At 45.9% G+C, this 19884-nt stretch carries 21 protein-coding genes and 1 pseudogene; 14 read left to right on the forward strand and 8 right to left on the reverse strand.

What is annotated here, in order from left to right:
• The first annotated feature begins 111 nt into the window (after nt 1–111).
• Nucleotides 112–231 (forward strand): GapA-binding peptide SR1P, encoded by a 120-nt coding sequence (locus tag BAMF_RS40720; protein WP_003154518.1) that lies wholly within the window; start codon nt 112–114, stop codon nt 229–231.
• 48 nt (nt 232–279) lie between these two features.
• Here BAMF_RS40720 and BAMF_RS28335 read toward each other — a convergent pair whose 3' ends face one another.
• Nucleotides 280–1752: an aminotransferase class I/II-fold pyridoxal phosphate-dependent enzyme gene (locus BAMF_RS28335; RefSeq protein WP_013352125.1), complete on the reverse strand. Its 1473-nt coding sequence runs from the start codon at nt 1750–1752 to the stop codon at nt 280–282.
• Between the two features lie 178 nt (nt 1753–1930).
• Between BAMF_RS28335 and BAMF_RS28340 the strand changes: the two genes are divergently transcribed.
• Complete coding sequence (locus BAMF_RS28340) at nt 1931–2197, forward strand: UPF0223 family protein (RefSeq protein WP_013352126.1); 267 nt, start codon at nt 1931–1933, stop codon at nt 2195–2197.
• A 34-nt stretch (nt 2198–2231) separates the two neighbouring features.
• On the opposite strand, the gene BAMF_RS28345 is transcribed toward BAMF_RS28340, so the two are convergent.
• On the reverse strand, nt 2232–2864 hold the full coding sequence (locus tag BAMF_RS28345; protein WP_013352127.1) for a DUF1054 domain-containing protein: 633 nt from the start codon (nt 2862–2864) through the stop codon (nt 2232–2234).
• Nucleotides 2865–3107: 243 nt separating this feature from the next.
• On the opposite strand from BAMF_RS28345, the gene BAMF_RS28350 reads away from it, so the two are divergent.
• The 3 genes from BAMF_RS28350 (at nt 3108) to BAMF_RS28360 (ending at nt 4666) form a co-directional block, all read left to right on the forward strand.
• Nucleotides 3108–3296, forward strand: coding sequence for a hypothetical protein (locus BAMF_RS28350; RefSeq protein WP_003154513.1), 189 nt, complete (start codon nt 3108–3110; stop codon nt 3294–3296).
• A gap of 133 nt (nt 3297–3429) precedes the next feature.
• Nucleotides 3430–4227, forward strand: a complete 798-nt coding sequence (gene suhB, locus BAMF_RS28355) for an inositol-1-monophosphatase (protein ID WP_013352128.1) — start codon at nt 3430–3432, stop codon at nt 4225–4227.
• Nucleotides 4214–4666 (forward strand): GNAT family N-acetyltransferase, encoded by a 453-nt coding sequence (locus BAMF_RS28360; RefSeq protein WP_013352129.1) that lies wholly within the window; start codon nt 4214–4216, stop codon nt 4664–4666. Before suhB ends, BAMF_RS28360 begins: the two co-directional genes overlap by 14 nt.
• A 50-nt stretch (nt 4667–4716) precedes the next feature.
• Here the strand turns inward: BAMF_RS28360 and BAMF_RS28365 are convergent, their stop codons facing one another.
• On the reverse strand, nt 4717–6282 hold the full coding sequence (locus BAMF_RS28365) for a M4 family metallopeptidase (protein WP_014470445.1): 1566 nt from the start codon (nt 6280–6282) through the stop codon (nt 4717–4719).
• 322 nt (nt 6283–6604) lie between these two features.
• Between BAMF_RS28365 and BAMF_RS41870 the strand changes: the two are divergent.
• Nucleotides 6605–6793 (forward strand): annotated as a pseudogene (locus BAMF_RS41870) (hypothetical protein); the annotation flags it as partial.
• The gene (locus BAMF_RS28375) at nt 6793–7086 is read left to right on the forward strand and encodes an anti-sigma factor family protein (RefSeq protein WP_041481641.1); all 294 of its coding nucleotides are present in this window, start codon (nt 6793–6795) and stop codon (nt 7084–7086) included. The pseudogene BAMF_RS41870 and the gene BAMF_RS28375, both read left to right, overlap by 1 nt.
• A 37-nt stretch (nt 7087–7123) precedes the next feature.
• Here the strand turns inward: BAMF_RS28375 and BAMF_RS28380 are convergent, their stop codons facing one another.
• On the reverse strand, nt 7124–7741 hold the full coding sequence (locus BAMF_RS28380; RefSeq protein WP_013352133.1) for a hypothetical protein: 618 nt from the start codon (nt 7739–7741) through the stop codon (nt 7124–7126).
• Nucleotides 7742–8050: 309 nt separating this feature from the next.
• Nucleotides 8051–8239, reverse strand: coding sequence for a YlaF family protein (locus tag BAMF_RS28385; protein ID WP_003154504.1), 189 nt, complete (start codon nt 8237–8239; stop codon nt 8051–8053).
• Nucleotides 8240–8350: 111 nt separating this feature from the next.
• Between BAMF_RS28385 and typA the strand changes: the two genes are divergently transcribed.
• The gene (gene typA / locus BAMF_RS28390) at nt 8351–10189 is read left to right on the forward strand and encodes a translational GTPase TypA (RefSeq protein ID WP_003154502.1); all 1839 of its coding nucleotides are present in this window, start codon (nt 8351–8353) and stop codon (nt 10187–10189) included.
• A gap of 56 nt (nt 10190–10245) precedes the next feature.
• The gene (locus BAMF_RS28395; protein ID WP_013352134.1) at nt 10246–10566 is read left to right on the forward strand and encodes a YlaH-like family protein; all 321 of its coding nucleotides are present in this window, start codon (nt 10246–10248) and stop codon (nt 10564–10566) included.
• A 27-nt stretch (nt 10567–10593) separates the two neighbouring features.
• Here the strand turns inward: BAMF_RS28395 and BAMF_RS28400 are convergent, their stop codons facing one another.
• Complete coding sequence (locus tag BAMF_RS28400; RefSeq protein WP_013352135.1) at nt 10594–10803, reverse strand: YlaI family protein; 210 nt, start codon at nt 10801–10803, stop codon at nt 10594–10596.
• Between the two features lie 102 nt (nt 10804–10905).
• The gene (locus BAMF_RS28405; RefSeq protein WP_013352136.1) at nt 10906–11529 is read right to left on the reverse strand and encodes a YhcN/YlaJ family sporulation lipoprotein; all 624 of its coding nucleotides are present in this window, start codon (nt 11527–11529) and stop codon (nt 10906–10908) included.
• Nucleotides 11530–11674: 145 nt separating this feature from the next.
• Here BAMF_RS28405 and BAMF_RS28410 point away from each other — a divergent pair, with 145 nt between their 5' ends.
• Nucleotides 11675–13003: a PhoH family protein gene (locus BAMF_RS28410; RefSeq protein WP_013352137.1), complete on the forward strand. Its 1329-nt coding sequence runs from the start codon at nt 11675–11677 to the stop codon at nt 13001–13003.
• On the opposite strand, the gene BAMF_RS28415 is transcribed toward BAMF_RS28410, so the two are convergent.
• Nucleotides 12998–13474: a hypothetical protein gene (locus tag BAMF_RS28415; protein ID WP_013352138.1), complete on the reverse strand. Its 477-nt coding sequence runs from the start codon at nt 13472–13474 to the stop codon at nt 12998–13000. The genes BAMF_RS28410 and BAMF_RS28415 overlap by 6 nt on opposite strands.
• 102 nt (nt 13475–13576) lie before the next feature.
• Here BAMF_RS28415 and glsA point away from each other — a divergent pair, with 102 nt between their 5' ends.
• From glsA to pyc, 4 genes are all read left to right on the forward strand, one after another.
• Complete coding sequence (gene glsA / locus BAMF_RS28420) at nt 13577–14524, forward strand: glutaminase A (RefSeq protein ID WP_013352139.1); 948 nt, start codon at nt 13577–13579, stop codon at nt 14522–14524.
• A gap of 90 nt (nt 14525–14614) precedes the next feature.
• Entirely contained in the window at nt 14615–14896 is a 282-nt protein-coding gene (locus tag BAMF_RS28425) for an Fpa/YlaN family protein (RefSeq protein WP_003154494.1), read from the forward strand.
• A 205-nt stretch (nt 14897–15101) separates the two neighbouring features.
• Nucleotides 15102–16313: an FtsW/RodA/SpoVE family cell cycle protein gene (locus BAMF_RS28430; protein ID WP_013352140.1), complete on the forward strand. Its 1212-nt coding sequence runs from the start codon at nt 15102–15104 to the stop codon at nt 16311–16313.
• 75 nt (nt 16314–16388) lie between these two features.
• Nucleotides 16389–19835 carry a pyruvate carboxylase gene (pyc, locus tag BAMF_RS28435; RefSeq protein WP_013352141.1) on the forward strand — a complete coding sequence of 1149 codons (3447 nt, stop codon included), beginning with the start codon at nt 16389–16391 and terminating at the stop codon, nt 19833–19835.
• Nucleotides 19836–19884 lie beyond the last annotated feature (49 nt).

The following is a 19884-nucleotide window of genomic DNA, read 5'->3' on the forward strand; positions in this document are numbered from 1 at the left end:
AATAAATGTGTTATACAATTTATCAGTTGACATATTAAATGTGACATAATAATATAATAACAACAAGTGAAAATTAAGCGTTTTCAAATTCTGAGAAATGGGGAATGAGAGATGGGTACGATTGTTTGCCAAGACTGTAACGAAGCGATTCATTACTTCGAGGATGAGAAGGTAACGACGTTATACGGAACATGCTGCGGACAATGCCAGTGTCATCTTGAAGAAGAGTAAAACGGCGTAAAAAGGCCCGAAACGATTTGGTTTCGGGCTTCTTTATGTTTATTGGATGGCTTTTTGCTCTTTGATGACTCTGATCATGTTAAGCGTTGCGTCTTCCGGACCCTGCACGGGAAGGCCGGCGTCCAGATTTTTGAAAATGTAGCTGATATTTTCTTCCGTAATGATTTCGCCCGGAATAAAGATCGGAATTCCCGGCGGGTACACCATAACAAACTCTGCAATGATCCGTCCCGCGGATTCTTTTAACGGGATGACTTCCGTATTTGCGTAAAATGCGTCTCTTGGCGTCATCGCTAACAGAGGAATTTCAGGAAGCAAAACTTCCGTCTGCCGGTGAGCGTACTCATTGGCAGAAGCCTGCTTTGAAATGTCTGTAAGCGCGCTTACAAGACGGTCGGCATCCCCGGCTCTGTCTCCGGGTGTGAAAATACATAAGATGTTATACAGATCGGACAGCTCGACTTCGATATTATATGATTCGCGAAGCCATTTTTCAACGTCATGACCGGTCAGGCCGAGGTTTTTGACCGAAATGATTAATTTAGTCGGATCATAACTGAAGGCAGCTTTAGACCCTGTGATCTCTTCGCCGACACAGCGGATGCCTTCAATTTGATTGAGACGTTCCCGTGTCTGATTCGCCAGCAGGATCGTATCTTCAAGAAGGCCGCGGCCTTCTGTAGCGAGCCGTTTTCTTGCGACATCAAGTGAAGCGAGAAGCAGATAGGATGTTGACGTTGTCGTCAGCATGCTTAGAATCGACTGCACTCTTTCTTTGGATACAAGGCCTTCTCTCACATTTAAAATGGAGCTCTGGGTCAGAGAGCCTCCCAATTTGTGCACGCTAGTGGCTGCCATATCTGCGCCCGCCTGCATGGCGGACAGAGGAAGCTTATCATGAAAATGAATATGCACGCCGTGCGCTTCATCGACAAGAACAGGCACATTGAAAGAATGCGCGAGCTTGACAATGCTGCTCAGGTCAGCTGCCACACCGAAATACGTCGGGTTTATGACAAGAAGCCCTTTTGCGTCAGGGTGCTCAGTCAAAGCCCGCTCGGCAGATTCAAGCGTGATGCCGTGAGAAATTCCGAGTTCATCGTCAATTTCCGGATGTATAAAAATCGGCACCGCTCCGGAAAATACAATGGCCGTCATAATGGATTTATGGACGTTTCTCGGAATGATGATTTTATCTCCGGGTCCGCATACGGCCATTACCATCGTCATTATGGCGCCGCTCGTCCCTTGAACGGAAAAGAAGGTATGGTCTGCGCCGAATGCTTCAGCGGCCAGGTCCTGCGCTTCTTTAATGATGCCCTTTGGCGCATGTAAATCATCCAGAGGTTCAATATTAATTAAATCTATGCTTAACGCGTTTTCTCCGATAAATTGTCTGAATTCCGGATCCATTCCCGCGCCTTTTTTATGGCCCGGAATGTGGAACTGGACAGGCTGTCTGTCCGCGTGCTTTTTCAGTCCGCTGTACAGGGGTGTTTCATGTTGCGGCAATTGTTTTCCCACCTTTATCATAATACCTACGGATTAGTTTGTATTACATTCAATTTATTACCCGTTTTTTAAACGTAAAACAAATGAATTATATTATGAACTTGAAAGAATGTAAAGAACAATTTATGATCTATGGAAGATGCTTATTTTGAGCAGGAATATAAAGGAGTGAAGACATTTGGAATATCAATATCCGATGAATGAGGATTGGACGACAGAGGAAGCCGTGGATGTCATTGCTTTTTTTCAGCAGGTGGAAAACGCCTACGAAAAAGGAGCTGACCGAGACAGGCTTCTGAATGCGTACCGCCGCTTTAAAGAAATCGTTCCCGGAAAAGCGGAAGAAAAGAAAATCTGCAGTCGATTTGAAGCTGACAGCACCTATTCTCCTTACCGGACTGTGAAACAGGCGAAACAATCAGATCAAGCGGTTATTAAAATGTAAACAAAGCGAGCCGTCAATCGGCCCGCTTTTTATGTTATGAGACTTTCTGAGTCAGTGTGTATAAAAAGGAAAGCTTCCTAAAAGCATCTTCAATGGTTTGCAGGAATTCATTGTTGTTCATGTTTATCACGTCTTCTTTTGGAAGCTGGATACCGCACAAAAGCTCTGCTTTTTTTACTGTCTGCAGGCGTTCAAACAATGTTTTCAGCTGTTCCTGATCCATGTCGGACTGCTTGTACGCCCCGGGCTTCGTATGATCCGGCGACCATACAAAATGACCGGGAATCTGTTTTGTGATTTCCTCCTGCTTCGCCTCCAGCAATCTGCCGTATTCCTCTTTTATCGGAGATTCATAAATGATGGCAAACCATACAAACATATGGGTGTCCCATAATCCGATCTGAAAGTGGGGGAGCTTCTTATAGCCGCGTTTGCTGTTGGCAAAGGCAACCCAGCTGTCAGCAGGCGGGTTGACAGATCTTCTTGCGTGCTTGGCGACATGCGGGAACATTTCATCTCCGGTCAATGCCGACAATGTCGGTGCGAAATGCTCTCCTAACAGGGTCAGCTTCGGCCGGACTTGTTCTTTTAATACCTCCATGCGCGGATCTAAACCTTCTATTGTAAATGTGTCAAAGTCTTCTTTTGTAAAACGCATCTGAGTCATCTTTTTCCTCCTTATCGTAAGTATTCATATTTTACCACAGCCGCCGCCGGCCGCAAAAACATTGAGAACGTTTCAGCAGAGAGGATCGGTGGTAAAAAACGAATAGGTAAACACACAATTTTAAGAATGTTGTTACAGCCGAATATAAGTTTCCATACGATATAAGAAGTATCATAAATGATTTGGAAAATTGGAAAATGGGATGCTTTTTTAACAAATGATCTCTGGAAGGGGCGAAAGACAATGAGGCAAGTGGTGAAGGAAGGATTCAGAGAGGAAAAAAATAACCGTGTAGCTGTCTGGAGACTAGAGGTTGATTATGAATTGGCAACCCTGTATGAGGCCATGCAAAAAGAGAATGAAGATCAAATCGATCTCAGCAAAAGAAAACTGGAACGTCTCAGAAAAGAATGGATTCGTCTTAACGGATAAAGAATAGTAAAAACGAACCGCAAGAAATGGTTCGTTTTTACGTGAGAAGGCATTTTTTTCATTTTCCTTGCTTTTTAATCGTCTTTATCAGTATGCTATAGAGTAAGCTATACATAGAAAAGAGGTACACGGTATGACAAATTGGACGGAAATTGATGAAATCGCAAAACAGTGGGTAAAAGAAGCCGGAGCGAGAATCAGACAATCCATGCAGGAAAGCTTGACGATTGAAACAAAATCAAATCCGAATGATTTAGTCACAAATATTGATAAAGAGACGGAACGCTTTTTCATTGACCGTATACAGGGAACTTTTCCCGGACACCGCATCCTCGGAGAAGAAGGACAGGGGGATAAACTCCGCTCTCTTGACGGAATCGTCTGGATCATTGATCCGATTGACGGAACAATGAATTTTGTCCATCAAAAGCGGCATTTCGCGATCTCCATCGGCATTTTTGAAGACGGAAAAGGCAAAATCGGCTTAATTTATGATGTAATGCAGGACGAACTGTATCACGCATTCAGCGGAAAAGGGGCTTATCTGAATGACACGCCGCTTGCTCCTTTAAAAGAGGCTTCCATTGAAGAAGCGATTATTGCAATCAATGCCACATGGGTAACGGAAAACCGAAGAATTGATCCGAGTATTTTGGCGCCGCTCGTGAAACGGGTGAGAGGAACGCGCTCCTACGGCTCGGCGGCACTTGAGCTGGCCAGTGTTGCGACCGGACGCATTGACGCATACATCACGATGAGGCTTGCGCCGTGGGATTATGCTGCCGGCTGTGTGCTCCTGAACGAAGTCGGAGGTATTTACACGACCACAGACGGTGAGCCGTTTACGTTTTTAGAAAACCACAGCGTGCTTGCGGGCAATCCGGCGATACATAAAATCATTTTTGGCGACTATTTACATGCTGACAGATAGGGAGTTTGAAGAAGAGGATCTTGGATTTATGGAGCAGCTGGCGGCAGCACACCCGGTGTGGAAAGCCGAAGAATTCGGAACGAAAAATGCGGCGGAGTTTATGCTTGCGTACTCCATGTACAATGGAACGTGGCTTGTATGGGAGCTTGACGGCACTCCTGCCGCCGTCAGCTTTCATTTGGAATGGGCCCCTTCAAACGGAAAACCGTGGCTCGGAACTGTGGCCGTCGCTCCGGAGGCAAAAGAGAAAGGAATCGGGCGCGCGGTCATTGAAGAGATTGCCGGCCGGCTGAGAGCGGAGCATAAAGCGATGTTTACAGCCGTTCCCCTTGCCAGGCAGGAATGGGTGTTGTTTTTAAGCCAGTGCGGCTTTGAACAGCTGAAGCTTGAAAAAGACGATCGGGAAAAGACATATATGATCATGGTGAAGCCACTGTGAAATGTTTTTAGATATAAAAAAGAGACCGGATTTCCGGTCTCTTTTCTTGTTTACAATCCGACTGCATTCCAGGCAGCTTCTACGCTTGCAGCATCTTGAGAGCCGTAAAGGTCCCGCGCAGATTGAATCAAAGCGGCTTTTGCATCTTTAAAAGTTGATGACGGAGTGAGGTATACCGTCAGAGCACGATAGTAAATCTGCTCCGCTTTGTTCACGCCGATTTTTGTAATCGTATTGTAAGCGGCTTTGTTCGGGATTCCGCTGTTTGTATGCACGCCGCCGTAGTCGCCGGCATCAGTGTTCGGAAGGTTTTTGTAATTTTTGAAATTATCAGGCTGTCCGTATTTTGTCGGATTGGATAAGCTGCGGAGAGCCGGCTGGCTGACCGTAATATCTTCACCGATATCCCAGTCCTCAGTATCGTTGAAGTACCCGAATACATCAGAGAAGGATTCGTTTAAAGCGCCCGGCTGATTTTCGTAGTTCAGGTTGGCTGTTTCCTGTGTAACGCCATGTGTCATTTCATGAGCGGTTACGTCCATTGAACCGGAAAGAGGTGAGAAGAATGAACCGTCGCCGTCACCGTAAATCATTTGGTCGCCGATCCAGGCTGCGTTATTGTATCTGCTGCCGTAATGAACGGAGGATACGATCTTGCCGCCTTTATTGTCGTAGCTGTTGCGATTAAACTTCTGATAGAAATAATCATACACTTTGCCGAGGTTGTAATGCGCATCAACGGCAGCGCGCTGAGAAGAAGTTGTAAACTGGTTTGTGGTGCTGGATACGAGTGTGCCCGGCAGGTTATACTCGCGGTTTTGCAGATCGTACGTAATAATTTGTGTTCCGGTAGGTTTAGAAAGATCGCGCAGCACATATTTGCCGCTTTCAGAAGAAATATTTAATGAGACCGTTTTTCCTTTAAGAGTCGTACCTGTTCCGGTTGTGGCGGCATGCTCCACTTTGTTTTGCTTTTTCAGGATTTTTCCTGTTTCCGCATCAACGGTTACTTCCCAGTTTGCAGGTTCCGGTTCGATGTAGCGGATGGTTACATCATAGGCGAGGCGGTATTTGCCGTCTTTTGTGGCTGCTGCTTTCAGCTCGGCTTTGTTTTTGTTTGCAACGGTTCCGTTAGAAACGGCTTCAGGTGATTTGCCGATCGCTTTATAAGCATGATCCAGCGCCTGATTTGCAGATAATTTTTTGCTGTTTGCCGTTTTGGCGGAAACATCGTTGTTTAATTCACCGTTAATCGCATAGACGTTGTTGGATTTATCGACGTGAATAATGACTTGAGAGTCTTTCACAGGCACACCGTTTACGACAGGCACATAACGGAAGTGCTTGTAGCCGAGATCATCGGTCGTTTGGTCAATCAGCTTCAATCTTTCAGAAGGATTGCCTTTAAAGACTTTGCCGTTTTGTTTCAAGTATTGCTTGATAGCTTTGTCACTGACAGAAGGCAATTCTGATTGCACCAAAGAATGCTTCGGTACAAAATTCGTCAGGTTTTCTTTAAGCTGAGGATTCTCAGCGGCCTGAACACCCGGCAGACTGATGGTTAAACTCATAAAGGAAGCGGCGACAGCAACAGACAATTTCTTACCTAAACCCACAATAAATCCCCCTTTTTGAAAATAATGAAAACTTATATTGTTATAATAAACCAGCAATCTCGCATTCTGCAATATAAAACTAGACTCCGCGGCTGAATTGATAGAATCGTCCCATGCGGGCTGTCGGCGGGCGGTGTCAGGGGATAAGCCGAGAGACACGTGTTGGATTAGACATGAGTCGAATGACGCGATTTTTTCTGGAAAAAATGACAAATGAAGACGGGAAAAATGATAGGGGAAAAATGTTAAGATCTTTAAAACTTTTTTGAATGCCGGTTGTCTAAACGGGTGAGGCCTTAATAAACGTAAAGGATTGTTACAGATGTCAGAGATTTTCAGTCATTTTATTCAGCATTTCGACAGATATTTCATTTTAAGCAGACAGAGTGTGTTGGTCATTCAGTGGTCATCCGTCTGCCTTGCTGTTTTATACGCGCTAAATTTCCATCCGAAAATCAGCCGTGAGAGAGTTTGGTTTTATGCCGGGATTCTGCTTCGGGCTGTATTAATATGACTTGCTGTTTAGTGAGAGATTTACTCCCTTTATATATTGAAGGCGATTGTGAAACAGAAACAGAGCGGTATATTTCCCGCCATCTTGAAGCATGCAGTGAGTGCGGAAGTTTATATCATATGATGAAGGAACCGCTTGACTTAGGCAGTGCGGAGATGAAGGCGTCCGCCTGTTATGAAGAGGAAGAAAGACGCTTCCGGGAACGGTATTACGGGAGGCTGCTGACAAAAGCCGCCTGCTTGTTCGGTGCTGTACTTCTCATCATGCTGGCCCTTAAATTGCTGATTTAAAAAACGCCCGGCTGAATGACCGGGCGTTTTTTTCCATTTACTCAGCCGGGTGAAAGGCTGTATAAATGCCTTCAAGCAATTCTTGGGGCAGTGAATTAATGAATCCGGCAAACAGCTCTGCTTCTTTTTTGCCTGCACCCGCTTTTTCTGCAAGTCCCTGATCAAAAGTATACACGCCGTCATCTTCAACCAGCGCAGATTGAAGGATATGAAGACTCTGGGAGAGAGTATTGAACAGCTGATCAACGATAATGGCCTCTTTTTCCGTAAAACCAAGTTCTATTGCTTTTTCTTTATTAAATGTATATTCGCCATCTGTTTTCTCAATACATTGGGAAAGTACGGTTAAAAATTCGGCTGAGCTGTCCCACAGCTTTTGAATGATCTGTGCTTCTTCTTGACTTAATCCCAATTCAACCGCTTTTTCACCGTCAAAATAATAGACTCCGTCTTTTTCGTAAATCGATTGGTTGATGATGTCAAGCAGCTTTGCCGCGTCTTCCGGTGTTTTCTCAGCGGAAGCCTGCAGCACATGCGGTTCATTTGACTGAATCGTTTTTGCGCCGGCAGAGTCAAGCGGGCTGAATGCAAGCAAGGCGGCTGAAGCGGTTGCGGCGGCAGTTACAGCGGTTTTTTTCAAAAAAGATGTGTTCATTTCGTTCTCTCCTTGTCATGTGTATTTGCTTACAATCCAAGTATAAAAATACAATGTTGGAATTGAAATAGGAGTTATGGTATTTTCTGCATAACGATGCCGGACTATTTCAGACCGCACTTTCTGAGGAACTCTGCTGTTGTAACTAGAAGGCATGCCGCCATTTCCGGCTTCCTGACTAGGCGGCGGGGGAGGTAAGCCTTACTTCTCAGTCTGTTTTGAGAAAGCAAAAAAGCCTGAATTAAGATTCAGGCTTCATAAGGCATTGTGCTTTTTCATGTTTACGGAATTTTGCAAAGGGTCATGCTTTTAATCAAGCAGTCCCTGTTCGCGCATTTTTTTCTTTACGGTGAAACCGCTTCCCATCATGGCGATAACGAGAACAATGCTTCCGATGATGCCCCATGCGCTTTTTTCAGCGATTGATACGCCGATCAGCATCATGCTGAAGACTGCTGCGAATGCAAATAATAATAAGAGCCAATTCAATTTTTTCATATTTCCATCCCCTTTAACGTCATACTTTCAGTTTACAGAAAAACGTGACGCTTTTAAAGAGGATGTGTGGTATAATATGAAAGTTATCTAATTTTTTTAGGAGATGAAAATGTGAAACTTCGAAACGATCTTCGCAATATCGCGATTATTGCCCACGTTGACCATGGGAAAACGACTTTGGTAGACCAATTGCTTCACCAAGCCGGAACATTCCGTGCCAACGAAAATATTGCCGAACGCGCAATGGATTCAAACGATCTTGAACGTGAACGCGGTATTACAATTCTCGCGAAGAATACTGCGATTAACTATAAAGATACACGCATTAATATTTTGGACACTCCGGGACACGCCGACTTCGGCGGAGAGGTAGAACGGATTATGAAAATGGTTGACGGCGTTCTGTTAGTCGTTGACGCATATGAAGGCTGTATGCCGCAAACCCGTTTCGTACTGAAAAAAGCCCTTGAGCAGAACTTAAATCCTGTTGTCGTTGTAAACAAAATCGACCGTGATTTCGCCCGTCCGGAAGAAGTCATCGATGAAGTGCTTGATTTGTTCATCGAGCTTGACGCAAACGAGGAACAGCTTGAGTTCCCTGTCGTGTACGCTTCCGCGATTAACGGAACGGCGAGTCTGGACCCGAAAAAGCAGGACGAAAACATGGAATCACTTTATGAAACGATTCTTGAACATGTCCCTGCGCCGGTTGACAACGCTGAAGAGCCTCTGCAATTCCAAGTGGCGCTTCTTGATTACAATGATTATGTCGGCCGTATCGGTATCGGCCGCGTTTTCCGCGGTACGATGAAAGTCGGCCAGCAGGTTTCATTAATGAAGCTTGACGGAACGGTGAAATCATTCCGCGTAACGAAAATCTTCGGCTTCCAAGGATTGAAACGCGTGGAAATTGAAGAAGCGAGAGCGGGAGACCTCGTTGCCGTATCCGGAATGGAGGACATCAACGTCGGTGAAACGGTTTGTCCGGCTGACCACCATGAGCCGCTGCCGGTTCTGCGCATTGATGAGCCTACGCTTCAAATGACATTTGTCGTAAACAACAGCCCGTTTGCAGGCCGTGAAGGCAAATATGTCACAGCCCGTAAAATTGAAGAGCGTCTGAACGCCCAGCTTCAAACAGACGTCAGTCTGCGTGTTGAACCGACTGCATCGCCTGACGCATGGGTTGTTTCAGGACGCGGTGAGCTTCACCTGTCCATTCTAATTGAAAACATGCGACGCGAAGGCTATGAGCTTCAAGTGTCTAAACCTGAAGTTATCATTAAGGAAATCGACGGCGTAAGCTGCGAGCCTGTTGAGCGCGTGCAGATTGACGTGCCTGAAGAGCATACCGGTTCTGTTATGGAATCAATGGGTGCGAGAAAAGGCGAAATGCTTGATATGATTAATAACGGAAACGGCCAGGTCCGTCTGATCTTTACCGTACCTTCTCGCGGACTCATCGGTTATTCTACTGAGTTTCTGTCACTGACACGCGGTTTCGGTATCCTGAACCACACGTTTGACAGCTATCAGCCGATGCAAAAAGGCCAAGTCGGAGGCCGCCGTCAGGGTGTGCTCGTTTCCATGGAAAACGGAAAAGCGACATCTTACGGAATTCAAGGTATTGAAGACCGCGGCGTCATCTTCGTTGAGCCGGGCACAGAAGTATATGAAGGCATGATTGTCGGCGAACATAACCGTGACAATGACCTTGTCGTCAATGTCAGCAAAATGAAACAGCAGACAAACGTCCGTTCCGCAACGAAGGACCAAACGACTACGATTAAGAAAGCGCGCATTATGTCGCTTGAAGAATCACTCGAGTACTTAAACGAGGATGAATACTGTGAAGTAACACCGGAATCCATCCGTTTAAGAAAGAAAATCCTGAACAAAAACGAACGTGAAAAAGCGGCGAAAAAGAAAAAAACAGCAGGAATGTCTTAATCACTTGCAGAATTTGAAAAGATAGAACCCGAACGGAAAAGGGGAGGGGGATCTTTTTGAATGAAGTAAGTGAACGGCTGTCGTTCTTTGCTGCTCTTTACCAAGTGGATGAGCATCCGCTGACGGGAATGTGGCTGTTATACGGAACGATCGTCGTGCTTTCGGTGATTGTATTTAAACTCGGCTTTGCCAAACGGCTGCCGGTTTTAAAGGCTGCGGCAGTTTATCTCTTTCTCATGCTCGGCTGCACCGTGCTGACTTTTTTCGGTGTGTTTCTGCCGGTCGGAGAAGGTCTGGTTGTCGCTGCCTTGATTTTGATCATTTACAAAATCCGTCTGCACCAGTCCAAAAAGAACCAGTCAGCTAAACCGCAATAAAAAAAATGACCTTGCCTTTCGGGCGGGTCATTTTTTTATTTTATCTTTTTTCGTTTTTTGCCCTGGATGAAAGGAGAAGTGTCCGGTATTCAGCCGCGCCTCTGTTTTGACTTTGATTCGGTCATGGCATTCTTGGCACATATATGTATGAATCGGACGATTGCGGAGGCGTTTGGCTGTCAGTGTTTCATCATCAATTTGTTCAATTTTGTCGCAAATGGAACATTTTACTCTCATTGAGTTTTCACCTCTTTCACTATGACAAGCATTATATCATGAATGACCCGTCTGCCAAAGGGAAAGAAAGCAGCGCCCGCTCCAAAGGAAGGGCGCTGTTTTTTACTGGCGGTTTTTCATATGATGATCTGATTGATCGTTCTGTTCGTTTTGCAGCTTCTTCTGATCTCTTTCGTTCAGCTGGTCATCATTCGATTTAGTCGGTGATTCTTTTTCATTGTCGGTCACATCATTCGGGACTTCCGGCATAACGCGTCCGACGATTGCAGCAAGTTCGTCCAAAATGCCTGAAACGGGCCGGCCGGCTTTAATATCACTAGCCATGCCCCTCAGGCGGGAAACTGTATCAGGATCAGCCACGACAACGGCATTGGCGCCGTAAGGATCATTTTTTAACGCCTGGGCAACGGTGTATTTAATGCTTTCCACTTTGCTCCTTTCTAAATTGTCATACACATCGATCCCGACAACGGAGTATCTCCCGAGTACAACCGCGGTGGCATCTGTAATGCCGGGGATTTTTTCGGTTACCTCGACGAGATGCTTTGCGATATCCGTCCGACCGGGATTTTCAGCTGTCTCAGGAGCTGTATTTTTTACATGAATCGGTTTTGCTTCGCGCTGATCGGTCGATTCGTTCCGGATATTGCGTTCACGGCCGTCCTGTACAGCGGTACAGCCGGTCAGAATAAACAACGCTTGTATGATAATGAAAAGAATTCGCACGTCAGATTCCCTCCTTGAATGCTTTCATTTATTTTATTGTTGAATTAACCTTCTATCTTTATGCACCAAATCATATATTTTAGCAGGCATCCCCGTTTTTCACGAAAAGAAGCATACGATGATCCTTATTTCAGGAGGCTGAGACTTGAGTAAAATTTATGTGTTAGATACGAATGTACTTTTGCAGGATCCTAACGCCATTTTTTCCTTTGAAGAAAACGAAGTTGTCATCCCTGCCGTCGTGCTGGAAGAGGTCGATTCAAAAAAGCGGTATATGGACGAGGTCGGGAGAAATGCGAGGCACGTATCTAAGCTGATAGACGGGCTCAGGGAGAAAGGAAGGCTGCACGAAAAGGTTCCGCTGGAAAGCGGAGGAACGCTCAGAATTGAATTGAACCATCGGTCATTTCATCAGCTTCAGGAAATTTTTATCGAAAAAACGAATGATAACCGCATTTTGGCGGTGGCAAAGAATTTAAGCCTTGAGGAGGAAACGAAAGAAAACGGCCGCCTCGTCATTCTGGTCAGCAAGGATGTGCTTGTCAGGGTAAAGGCGGATGCCATCGGACTTTTGGCAGAGGACTTTTTAAACGACAGAGTCGTTGACCATGATGAGATATATAGCGGGTACAAAGATGTATTTATGAATAAAGAGCGGTTTGCCTCGTTTTATAAAAACAAACAAATTTCAGTCAAGGAGCTTCAGCAGCATCAGGTTTATCCGAATCAGTTTATGCTGATGAAAGATGAATTAGGAGGATCTTCGTCTGCGGTGGGCATGACAGATAAGAAAGGAGAGAACGTAAAAAGACTCGTCTTTGATGATGAGCACGTATGGGGGATCAGGCCGAAGAACGTTCAGCAGACAATGGCGCTTGAACTTCTGCTGAGGGAAGATATCCCGCTTGTCACCCTGATCGGAAAAGCGGGAACGGGAAAAACCTTGCTTGCTCTCGCTGCGGGGCTTTTACAGACGGAGGATCTCGGTATTTATAAAAAACTGATTGTCGCGCGTCCCATCGTTCCGGTGGGGAAGGACATCGGATATTTGCCGGGCGAAAAAGAGGAAAAACTCAAGCCGTGGATGCAGCCGATCTTTGATAATCTTGAATTTTTGTTCAATGCGAAAAAGCCGGGTGAACTTGAAGCGATTTTGGCAGGCATCGGATCAATTCAGGTTGAGGCTCTGACATACATTCGGGGACGAAGCATTCCGGATCAGTTTATTATTATTGATGAGGCTCAGAATTTGACGAGGCACGAGGTCAAAACGCTTTTGACACGGGTTGGAGAAGGCAGCAAAATTGTCTTGATGGGCGATCCGGAGCAAATAGATCACCCATATTTAGACAGTTTGAACAACGGACTTGCTTACGTCGTAGAGCGGTTTAAAGGACAAACCGTCTCCGGCAGCGTGAAGCTTGTGAAAGGCGAAAGATCCGGCCTTGCACAGCTTGCGGCCGATTTGTTATAGAACTTCGATTTCTGTGACGCCTGTTATCGGCTTTTTAAAGTTGCCGTCCACGTAAAAATGGACCGGACCGCCGTCTTGAAGAGGCTTCCCCGCATCGCTGAAATGGGCGGTTGCGTCCATCGCCTTTTCAAGCGGCACCTCGGTTCTTTCAGATTCTGAAATAAATACGCACAGGACAGCGCTTTCTTTCGGCTCGGCATTTGCTAAAACAGCGCCGAGCTTCATGGCGAAGCTGCCGTTCATTAATCTTTCTTTTTCATAACGTTTTTCGCTTTTTAAAGTCGGCGGCGAAATGCGCCCTTCTCTGATCACCCGTTCCGGATCAAGCGTATGCTCCTGGGTTTCTGCAGAGACGTCTGAATGAACGGGCTGATTGTTTTCAAACGGAAACTTGCGGTCATCGAAAATCCAGACACTCGGATCAATTGTAATCGGGTATGTAACATTGCCTTTTACTTGAATAACGCTCATGGTGAAGCCCCCCTTTAATTAAAGTATAAAAGTTTTCGCATGAATTGTCACTTTGCGTCGCAAATTAGATGTAAACAACGGCAGCGAAGTGAGGGGATCGAAATGGTATGCCGGCATTACCAGGAGCTGGACGCATTCGTTCAAGAAGCGAAAAAAAAGACCGGAGAAGGCAAAGTGGCAGACTATATTCCGGCTCTGGCTGAATCAGGGCAAGACAGCCTTTCGGTCACGATTTATCATGCGGAAAATACATGTCTGACGGCAGGCGACGCCGACCGGACATTTACGCTGCAGAGCATTTCGAAGGTGCTTTCTCTGGCGCTCGTACTGATGGATTACGGAAAGGAAAAGGTATTCAGCTGCGTGGGGCAGGAGCCGACCGGCGACCCGTTTAATTCTATGATTAAGCTTGAGACAGTGAATCCGGGCAAGCCTTTAAATCCGATGATTAATGCGGGAGCTCTCGTCGTTACGAGTTTAATTAAGGGGCATTCGCCGAAAGACCGGCTGAATTATCTGCTCGGATTCATCAGAAGACTTGCGAATAATCAGGAAATTACATACTGCAGACATGTCGCAGAATCGGAATTCAGTTCATCCATGATCAATCGGGCAATGTGTTATTACATGAAGCAATATGGCATTTTTAAAGGCGATGTTGAAGAGGTTATGGATTTGTATACAAAACAGTGCGCGATTAAGATGAGCAGTCTTGATTTAGCCAAAATCGGCTGCGTATTCGCACTTGACGGCAAGCATCCGGAAACCGGGGAGCAGGTCATTAAAAAAGATGTGGCGAGAATCTGCAAGACGTTTATGGTGACATGCGGCATGTACAATGCGAGCGGTGAATTCGCAATCAAGGTCGGCATTCCCGCAAAAAGCGGCGTTTCGGGAGGCATCATGGGCATTTCGCCGTATAATTTCGGAATCGGTATATTTGGCCCGGCGCTTGATGAAAAAGGCAACAGCATCGCGGGTGTGAAGCTTTTGGAAATCATGTCTGAGAAATACAGGCTGAGTTATTTTTTGAAACATTTTTTATCATAACATCTGCTTAAATCCTCTTGCAATTTCACCTGATACCCTTTATGATAAATAGAAGAATTAGGTACTCGCCTGGGGAACGGAGGGATACTTTTGGCTTCAGAGATTATAGTTGACCATCAGCAGAAGGCATTCGAGCTGTTGAAGCTGGATGCTGAGAAGATTTTGAAGCTGATCCGAGTACAAATGGATAACTTAACGATGCCTCAATGTCCTCTGTACGAAGAGGTCTTGGATACTCAGATGTTCGGACTGTCGAGGGAAATCGATTTTGCTGTCCGCCTGGGATTAGTTGATGAAAACGACGGAAAAGAACTGCTGGACAGACTTGAAAGAGAACTGTCTGCTTTGCATGACGCGTTTACAGGAAAATAAATGATCAAACTCAAACTATTTAACGGTTTGGGTTTTTTTATAACCGTAAACCGTTATTTTTGCATCTTCTTTTCGTAAGACGGTCTCTTAATCTGCATTTCATCCGAAAAACTATAAAGAAACTGCGTAAATTGTTTATGAATTATAGTAAAATATAATACGCAATAAGTATTAAACGTAAGCTTTAAGCAGGAAAGAGGATGTTATGTTTAAAAGAATGTTAAAATCTTACGATTATTCATTGATATGCGCTATCATTCTGCTGTGCAGTTTCGGATTGGTAATGGTATACAGCTCAAGCATGATTACCGCTGTTATGCGTTACGGCGTGAGCAGCGACTATTTTTTTAAACGGCAGCTGTTCGCCGTCATTGCAGGGCTCGTGCTGTTTATCATCGCGGCCGTTTTTCCGTACAAAGTGTTTGCCCATCAAAAGATTCAGAAAATAATACTGCTTGCGTCAGTGGCTGCGCTGTGCGCGCTGTTTGTTTTCGGACATGTTGCCGGAAACGCGCAAAGCTGGTTTAAAATCGGCGGAATGGCCATTCAGCCGGGGGAATTTGTCAAGCTGACCCTGATTCTGTATCTTGCCGCGGTGTACGCGAAGAAACAAAGCTACATCGATCAGCTTTTGACAGGAGTTGCGCCGCCGGTGATCGTTACCGTCGTCATTTGTGCGCTTATCGCCATTCAGCCTGACTTCGGAACGGCGATGATTATCGGTCTAATCGCGTTTTGCGTCATTATGTGCTCGGGATTCAGCGGAAAGACGCTGCTGAAACTGGTTCTCCTGGCGGGAATCGTATTACTCCTTGTCAGCCCGATCATCTATCTGAAATGGGATGATATTTTGACACCCGGGCGCATGAGCCGGTTTGAAAGCCTTGAAAATCCGTTTAAATACGCCAGCACATCAGGCCTGCAGATTATAAATTCGTATTATGCGATCGGCTCAGGCGGCTTTTTCGGCCTCGGTCTCGGAGAAAGCATTCAAAAATACGGATATCTGCCGGAGTCGCATACAGACTTTATTATGGCGGTTATTTCAGAGGAGCTCGGTATATTCGGCGTCCTGTTCGTCATTGTGCTGCTTGCTTTTATCGTGTTAAAAGGCTTTTATATTGCGAGAAAATGTGAAGATCCGTTCGGGAGCCTCTTGGCAATCGGGATTTCCAGCATGATTGCGATACAGACTTTCATCAATCTCGGCGGTGTCAGCGGTTTAATTCCGATCACAGGTGTTCCGCTGCCGTTTATCAGCTACGGAGGCTCGTCAATGTTCTTGTTATTAACGAGCGCCGGTATTTTGGTGAATGTGAGTATGCATGTCAAGTACTCGGAAAAGAAGAAAAAGAGGGAACCGATTCCGTCTAAGGGGGTAAAAAGACGGCAGGCGGAAAAAACTGTGTATCTGTAAAAAACAAGTGTATACACAGGGCGGATATTCCTTTATTATAAACTACATATTTATTAGGCCAAGGGGGAGAAAAGTTTGTCACAACAATCCATCCAAAAAGTGTTAGTAGCAAACAGGGGAGAAATTGCGATCCGGATTTTCCGGGCGTGCACAGAATTGAACATCAGAACGGTAGCCGTTTATTCAAAAGAAGATTCAGGTTCCTACCACCGCTATAAAGCGGATGAAGCCTATCTTGTCGGAGAAGGCAAAAAACCGATTGACGCGTATCTTGATATTGAAGGGATTATTGAGATCGCGAAAAGAAACGGCGTTGATGCCATTCATCCGGGCTATGGATTTCTGTCTGAAAATATCCAATTTGCGAGACGCTGTGAAGAAGAGGGCATCGTATTTATCGGACCGACGTCAGCGCATTTGGATATGTTCGGAGATAAGGTCAAGGCCAGAGAGCAGGCGGAAAAAGCCGGCATCCCCGTTATTCCGGGGAGTGACGGGCCTGCCGAAACATTAAAAGATGTCGAACAATTCGCAAAAGTACACGGATTTCCGTTTATTATTAAAGCGTCGCTCGGAGGCGGCGGCCGCGGAATGAGAATCGTCAGGAACGAAAACGAATTGAAAGATTCGTTTGAGCGGGCCAAATCCGAAGCGAAAGCCGCATTCGGAAACGACGAAGTGTATGTTGAAAAACTGATCGAAAATCCTAAGCATATTGAAGTTCAGGTGATCGGAGATAAAGAAGGAAATGTCGTCCATCTGTATGAGCGGGACTGTTCCGTTCAAAGACGGCATCAAAAGGTCATTGAGGTGGCGCCGAGCGTGTCCTTACAGCCTGAATTAAGAGACGAGATCTGTGAAGCGGCTGTCGCACTTGCGAAAAATGTCGGCTATATCAACGCTGGAACAGTGGAATTTCTCGTAGCGGACGGTGAATTTTACTTTATTGAAGTGAATCCGCGCGTACAAGTGGAGCATACGATTACGGAAATGATTACGGGGGTTGATATCGTTCAGACGCAAATCCTCGTCGCGCAGGGCCACGGTCTGCACAGCCGTGCCGTCAACATCCCTCATCAGAAAGACATTTTTACAAACGGGTATGCGATACAGTCACGCGTGACCACTGAAGATCCGCTGAATGACTTTATGCCTGACACGGGTAAAATTATGGCTTACCGCTCAGGCGGCGGCTTCGGCGTGCGTCTTGATACTGGGAACAGCTTCCAAGGCGCCGTCATCACGCCTTATTATGATTCACTGCTCGTCAAGCTGTCGACATGGGCGCTGACGTTTGAACAGGCATCCGCAAAAATGGTCCGCAACCTGCAGGAATTCAGAATCAGGGGCATTAAGACCAATATCCCGTTTCTTGAAAACGTGGCAAAGCATGAAAAATTCCTGACGGGACAATACGATACATCGTTTATCGACACAACGCCTGAGCTGTTTGTTTTTCCTAAACAGAAGGACCGCGGAACAAAAATGCTTTCCTATATCGGCAATGTAACGGTGAACGGTTTTCCGGGAATCGGAAAAAAAGAAAAACCTGCGTTTGATAAGCCCCAGACTGTTACGTTAGGTATCGGCGAAAAGCCGGCAAGCGGCACGAAGCAGATTCTTGATGAAAGAGGCGCTGAAGGGCTTGCTGACTGGGTGAAAGAGCAGAAATCCGTACTTCTGACCGATACAACGTTCAGGGATGCCCATCAGTCCCTGCTTGCAACCCGGATCAGATCCAATGACTTGAAAAAAATCGCAAACCCTACGGCTGCTCTGTGGCCTGAACTGTTCAGCCTTGAAATGTGGGGTGGGGCGACATTTGATGTAGCGTACCGTTTCTTAAAGGAAGATCCTTGGAAACGCCTTGAAGATCTCCGCAAGGAAGTGCCGAACACATTGTTCCAGATGCTGCTTCGTTCATCAAATGCCGTCGGCTATACAAACTATCCGGACAATGTCATTCAAAAATTTGTCCGGCAGTCAGCAGCATCAGGTATTGACGTATTCCGGATCTTTGACAGCCTGAACTGGGTGAAAGGGATGACGCTGGCCATCGATGCCGTCCGTGAAACCGGAAAAGTGGCGGAGGCTGCGATTTGTTATACGGGAGATATTCTTGATAAGAGCCGGACGAAGTATGATCTGAAATACTATCTTTCTATGGCAAAAGAGCTTGAGGCATCGGGAGCGCATATTCTCGGCATTAAAGACATGGCCGGTCTTTTGAAACCTCAAGCCGCATACGAACTTGTCTCAGCGCTGAAGGAAACGATTGATATTCCCGTTCATCTTCACACGCATGATACGAGCGGCAACGGCGTCTTTCTCTATGCCAAAGCCGTTGAAGCGGGTGTGGATATCGTAGATGTCGCCGTCAGCTCAATGGCGGGTCTGACTTCACAGCCGAGTGCAAGCGGATTTTATCATGCGCTTGAAGGAAACAGCCGCCGTCCTGAAATGGATGTCCGGCAGGTTGAAAGACTGTCACAATATTGGGAATCCGTCCGTCAATATTACAGTGAATTTGAAAGCGGGATGAAGTCTCCGCATACTGAGATTTATAATCACGAAATGCCGGGCGGACAGTACAGCAATCTGCAGCAGCAGGCAAAAGGAGTCGGCCTCGGCGACCGCTGGAATGAAGTGAAAGACATGTACAGCGTCGTCAACCGCATGTTCGGCGACGTCGTTAAAGTAACGCCTTCTTCCAAAGTCGTCGGAGATATGGCGCTTTACATGGTGCAAAACAATTTAACGGAACAAGATGTTTATGATAAAGGCGAAACTCTTGATTTTCCGGATTCTGTTGTTGAGCTCTTTAAAGGACAGATCGGCCAGCCGCACGGCGGATTTCCGGAAAAACTGCAAAAGCTCGTTCTAAAAGGACAGACGCCGATTAAGGTAAGACCGGGTGAACTGCTTGAACCGGTATCTTTTGAAGGCATCAAAGAAGAATGGAAAGAAACTCATCAGATGGAATTGAGTGATCAGGACGCAATCGCGTATGCTCTTTATCCGAAGGTATTCACTGAATACGTTAAAACGGCTGAACGCTTCGGTGATATTTCCGTATTGGACACACCGACTTTCTTCTACGGCATGAGGCTCGGTGAAGAAATCGAAGTGGAAATCGAGCGAGGAAAAACGCTGATCGTAAAGCTTGTGTCTATCGGTGAACCGCAGCCTGATGCGACACGTGTCGTTTATTTTGAGTTGAACGGCCAGCCTCGTGAGGTGGTCATTAAAGATGAAAGCATTAAATCATCCGTACAGGAAAAATTAAAGGCCGATCGGACAAACCCAAGCCACATCGCAGCATCAATGCCGGGAACCGTTATTAAATTGTTAACGCAAACCGGTGCGAAGGTGAACAAAGGGGATCATCTGATGATTAATGAAGCGATGAAAATGGAGACGACGGTGCAGGCGCCGTTCTCCGGGACGATTCAGCAGATTCATGTGAAAAACGGTGAACCGATTCAGACAGGCGATTTACTGATTGAGATTGAAAAAGCGTAGAATTTAAAAAAACCTGATCCGCACCATTGCGGTCAGGTTTTTTGTATGT

Source organism: Bacillus amyloliquefaciens DSM 7 = ATCC 23350 (assembly GCF_000196735.1).
Lineage (GTDB): Bacteria > Bacillota > Bacilli > Bacillales > Bacillaceae > Bacillus > Bacillus amyloliquefaciens.

Coding starts and splice junctions, on each gene's coding strand:
- BAMF_RS28375 (WP_041481641.1), top strand. CDS start 6,793: ATGACTTGCTGTTTAGTGAGAGATTTACTCCCTTTATATATTGAAGGC.
- BAMF_RS28400 (WP_013352135.1), bottom strand. CDS start 10,803: ATGAGAGTAAAATGTTCCATTTGCGACAAAATTGAACAAATTGATGAT.
- glsA (WP_013352139.1), top strand. CDS start 13,577: ATGGTATGCCGGCATTACCAGGAGCTGGACGCATTCGTTCAAGAAGCG.
- BAMF_RS28430 (WP_013352140.1), top strand. CDS start 15,102: ATGTTTAAAAGAATGTTAAAATCTTACGATTATTCATTGATATGCGCT.
- BAMF_RS28350 (WP_003154513.1), top strand. CDS start 3,108: ATGAGGCAAGTGGTGAAGGAAGGATTCAGAGAGGAAAAAAATAACCGT.
- BAMF_RS28385 (WP_003154504.1), bottom strand. CDS start 8,239: ATGAAAAAATTGAATTGGCTCTTATTATTATTTGCATTCGCAGCAGTC.
- BAMF_RS28345 (WP_013352127.1), bottom strand. CDS start 2,864: ATGACTCAGATGCGTTTTACAAAAGAAGACTTTGACACATTTACAATA.
- suhB (WP_013352128.1), top strand. CDS start 3,430: ATGACAAATTGGACGGAAATTGATGAAATCGCAAAACAGTGGGTAAAA.
- BAMF_RS40720 (WP_003154518.1), top strand. CDS start 112: ATGGGTACGATTGTTTGCCAAGACTGTAACGAAGCGATTCATTACTTC.
- BAMF_RS28380 (WP_013352133.1), bottom strand. CDS start 7,741: ATGAACACATCTTTTTTGAAAAAAACCGCTGTAACTGCCGCCGCAACC.
- BAMF_RS28360 (WP_013352129.1), top strand. CDS start 4,214: ATGCTGACAGATAGGGAGTTTGAAGAAGAGGATCTTGGATTTATGGAG.
- BAMF_RS28415 (WP_013352138.1), bottom strand. CDS start 13,474: ATGAGCGTTATTCAAGTAAAAGGCAATGTTACATACCCGATTACAATT.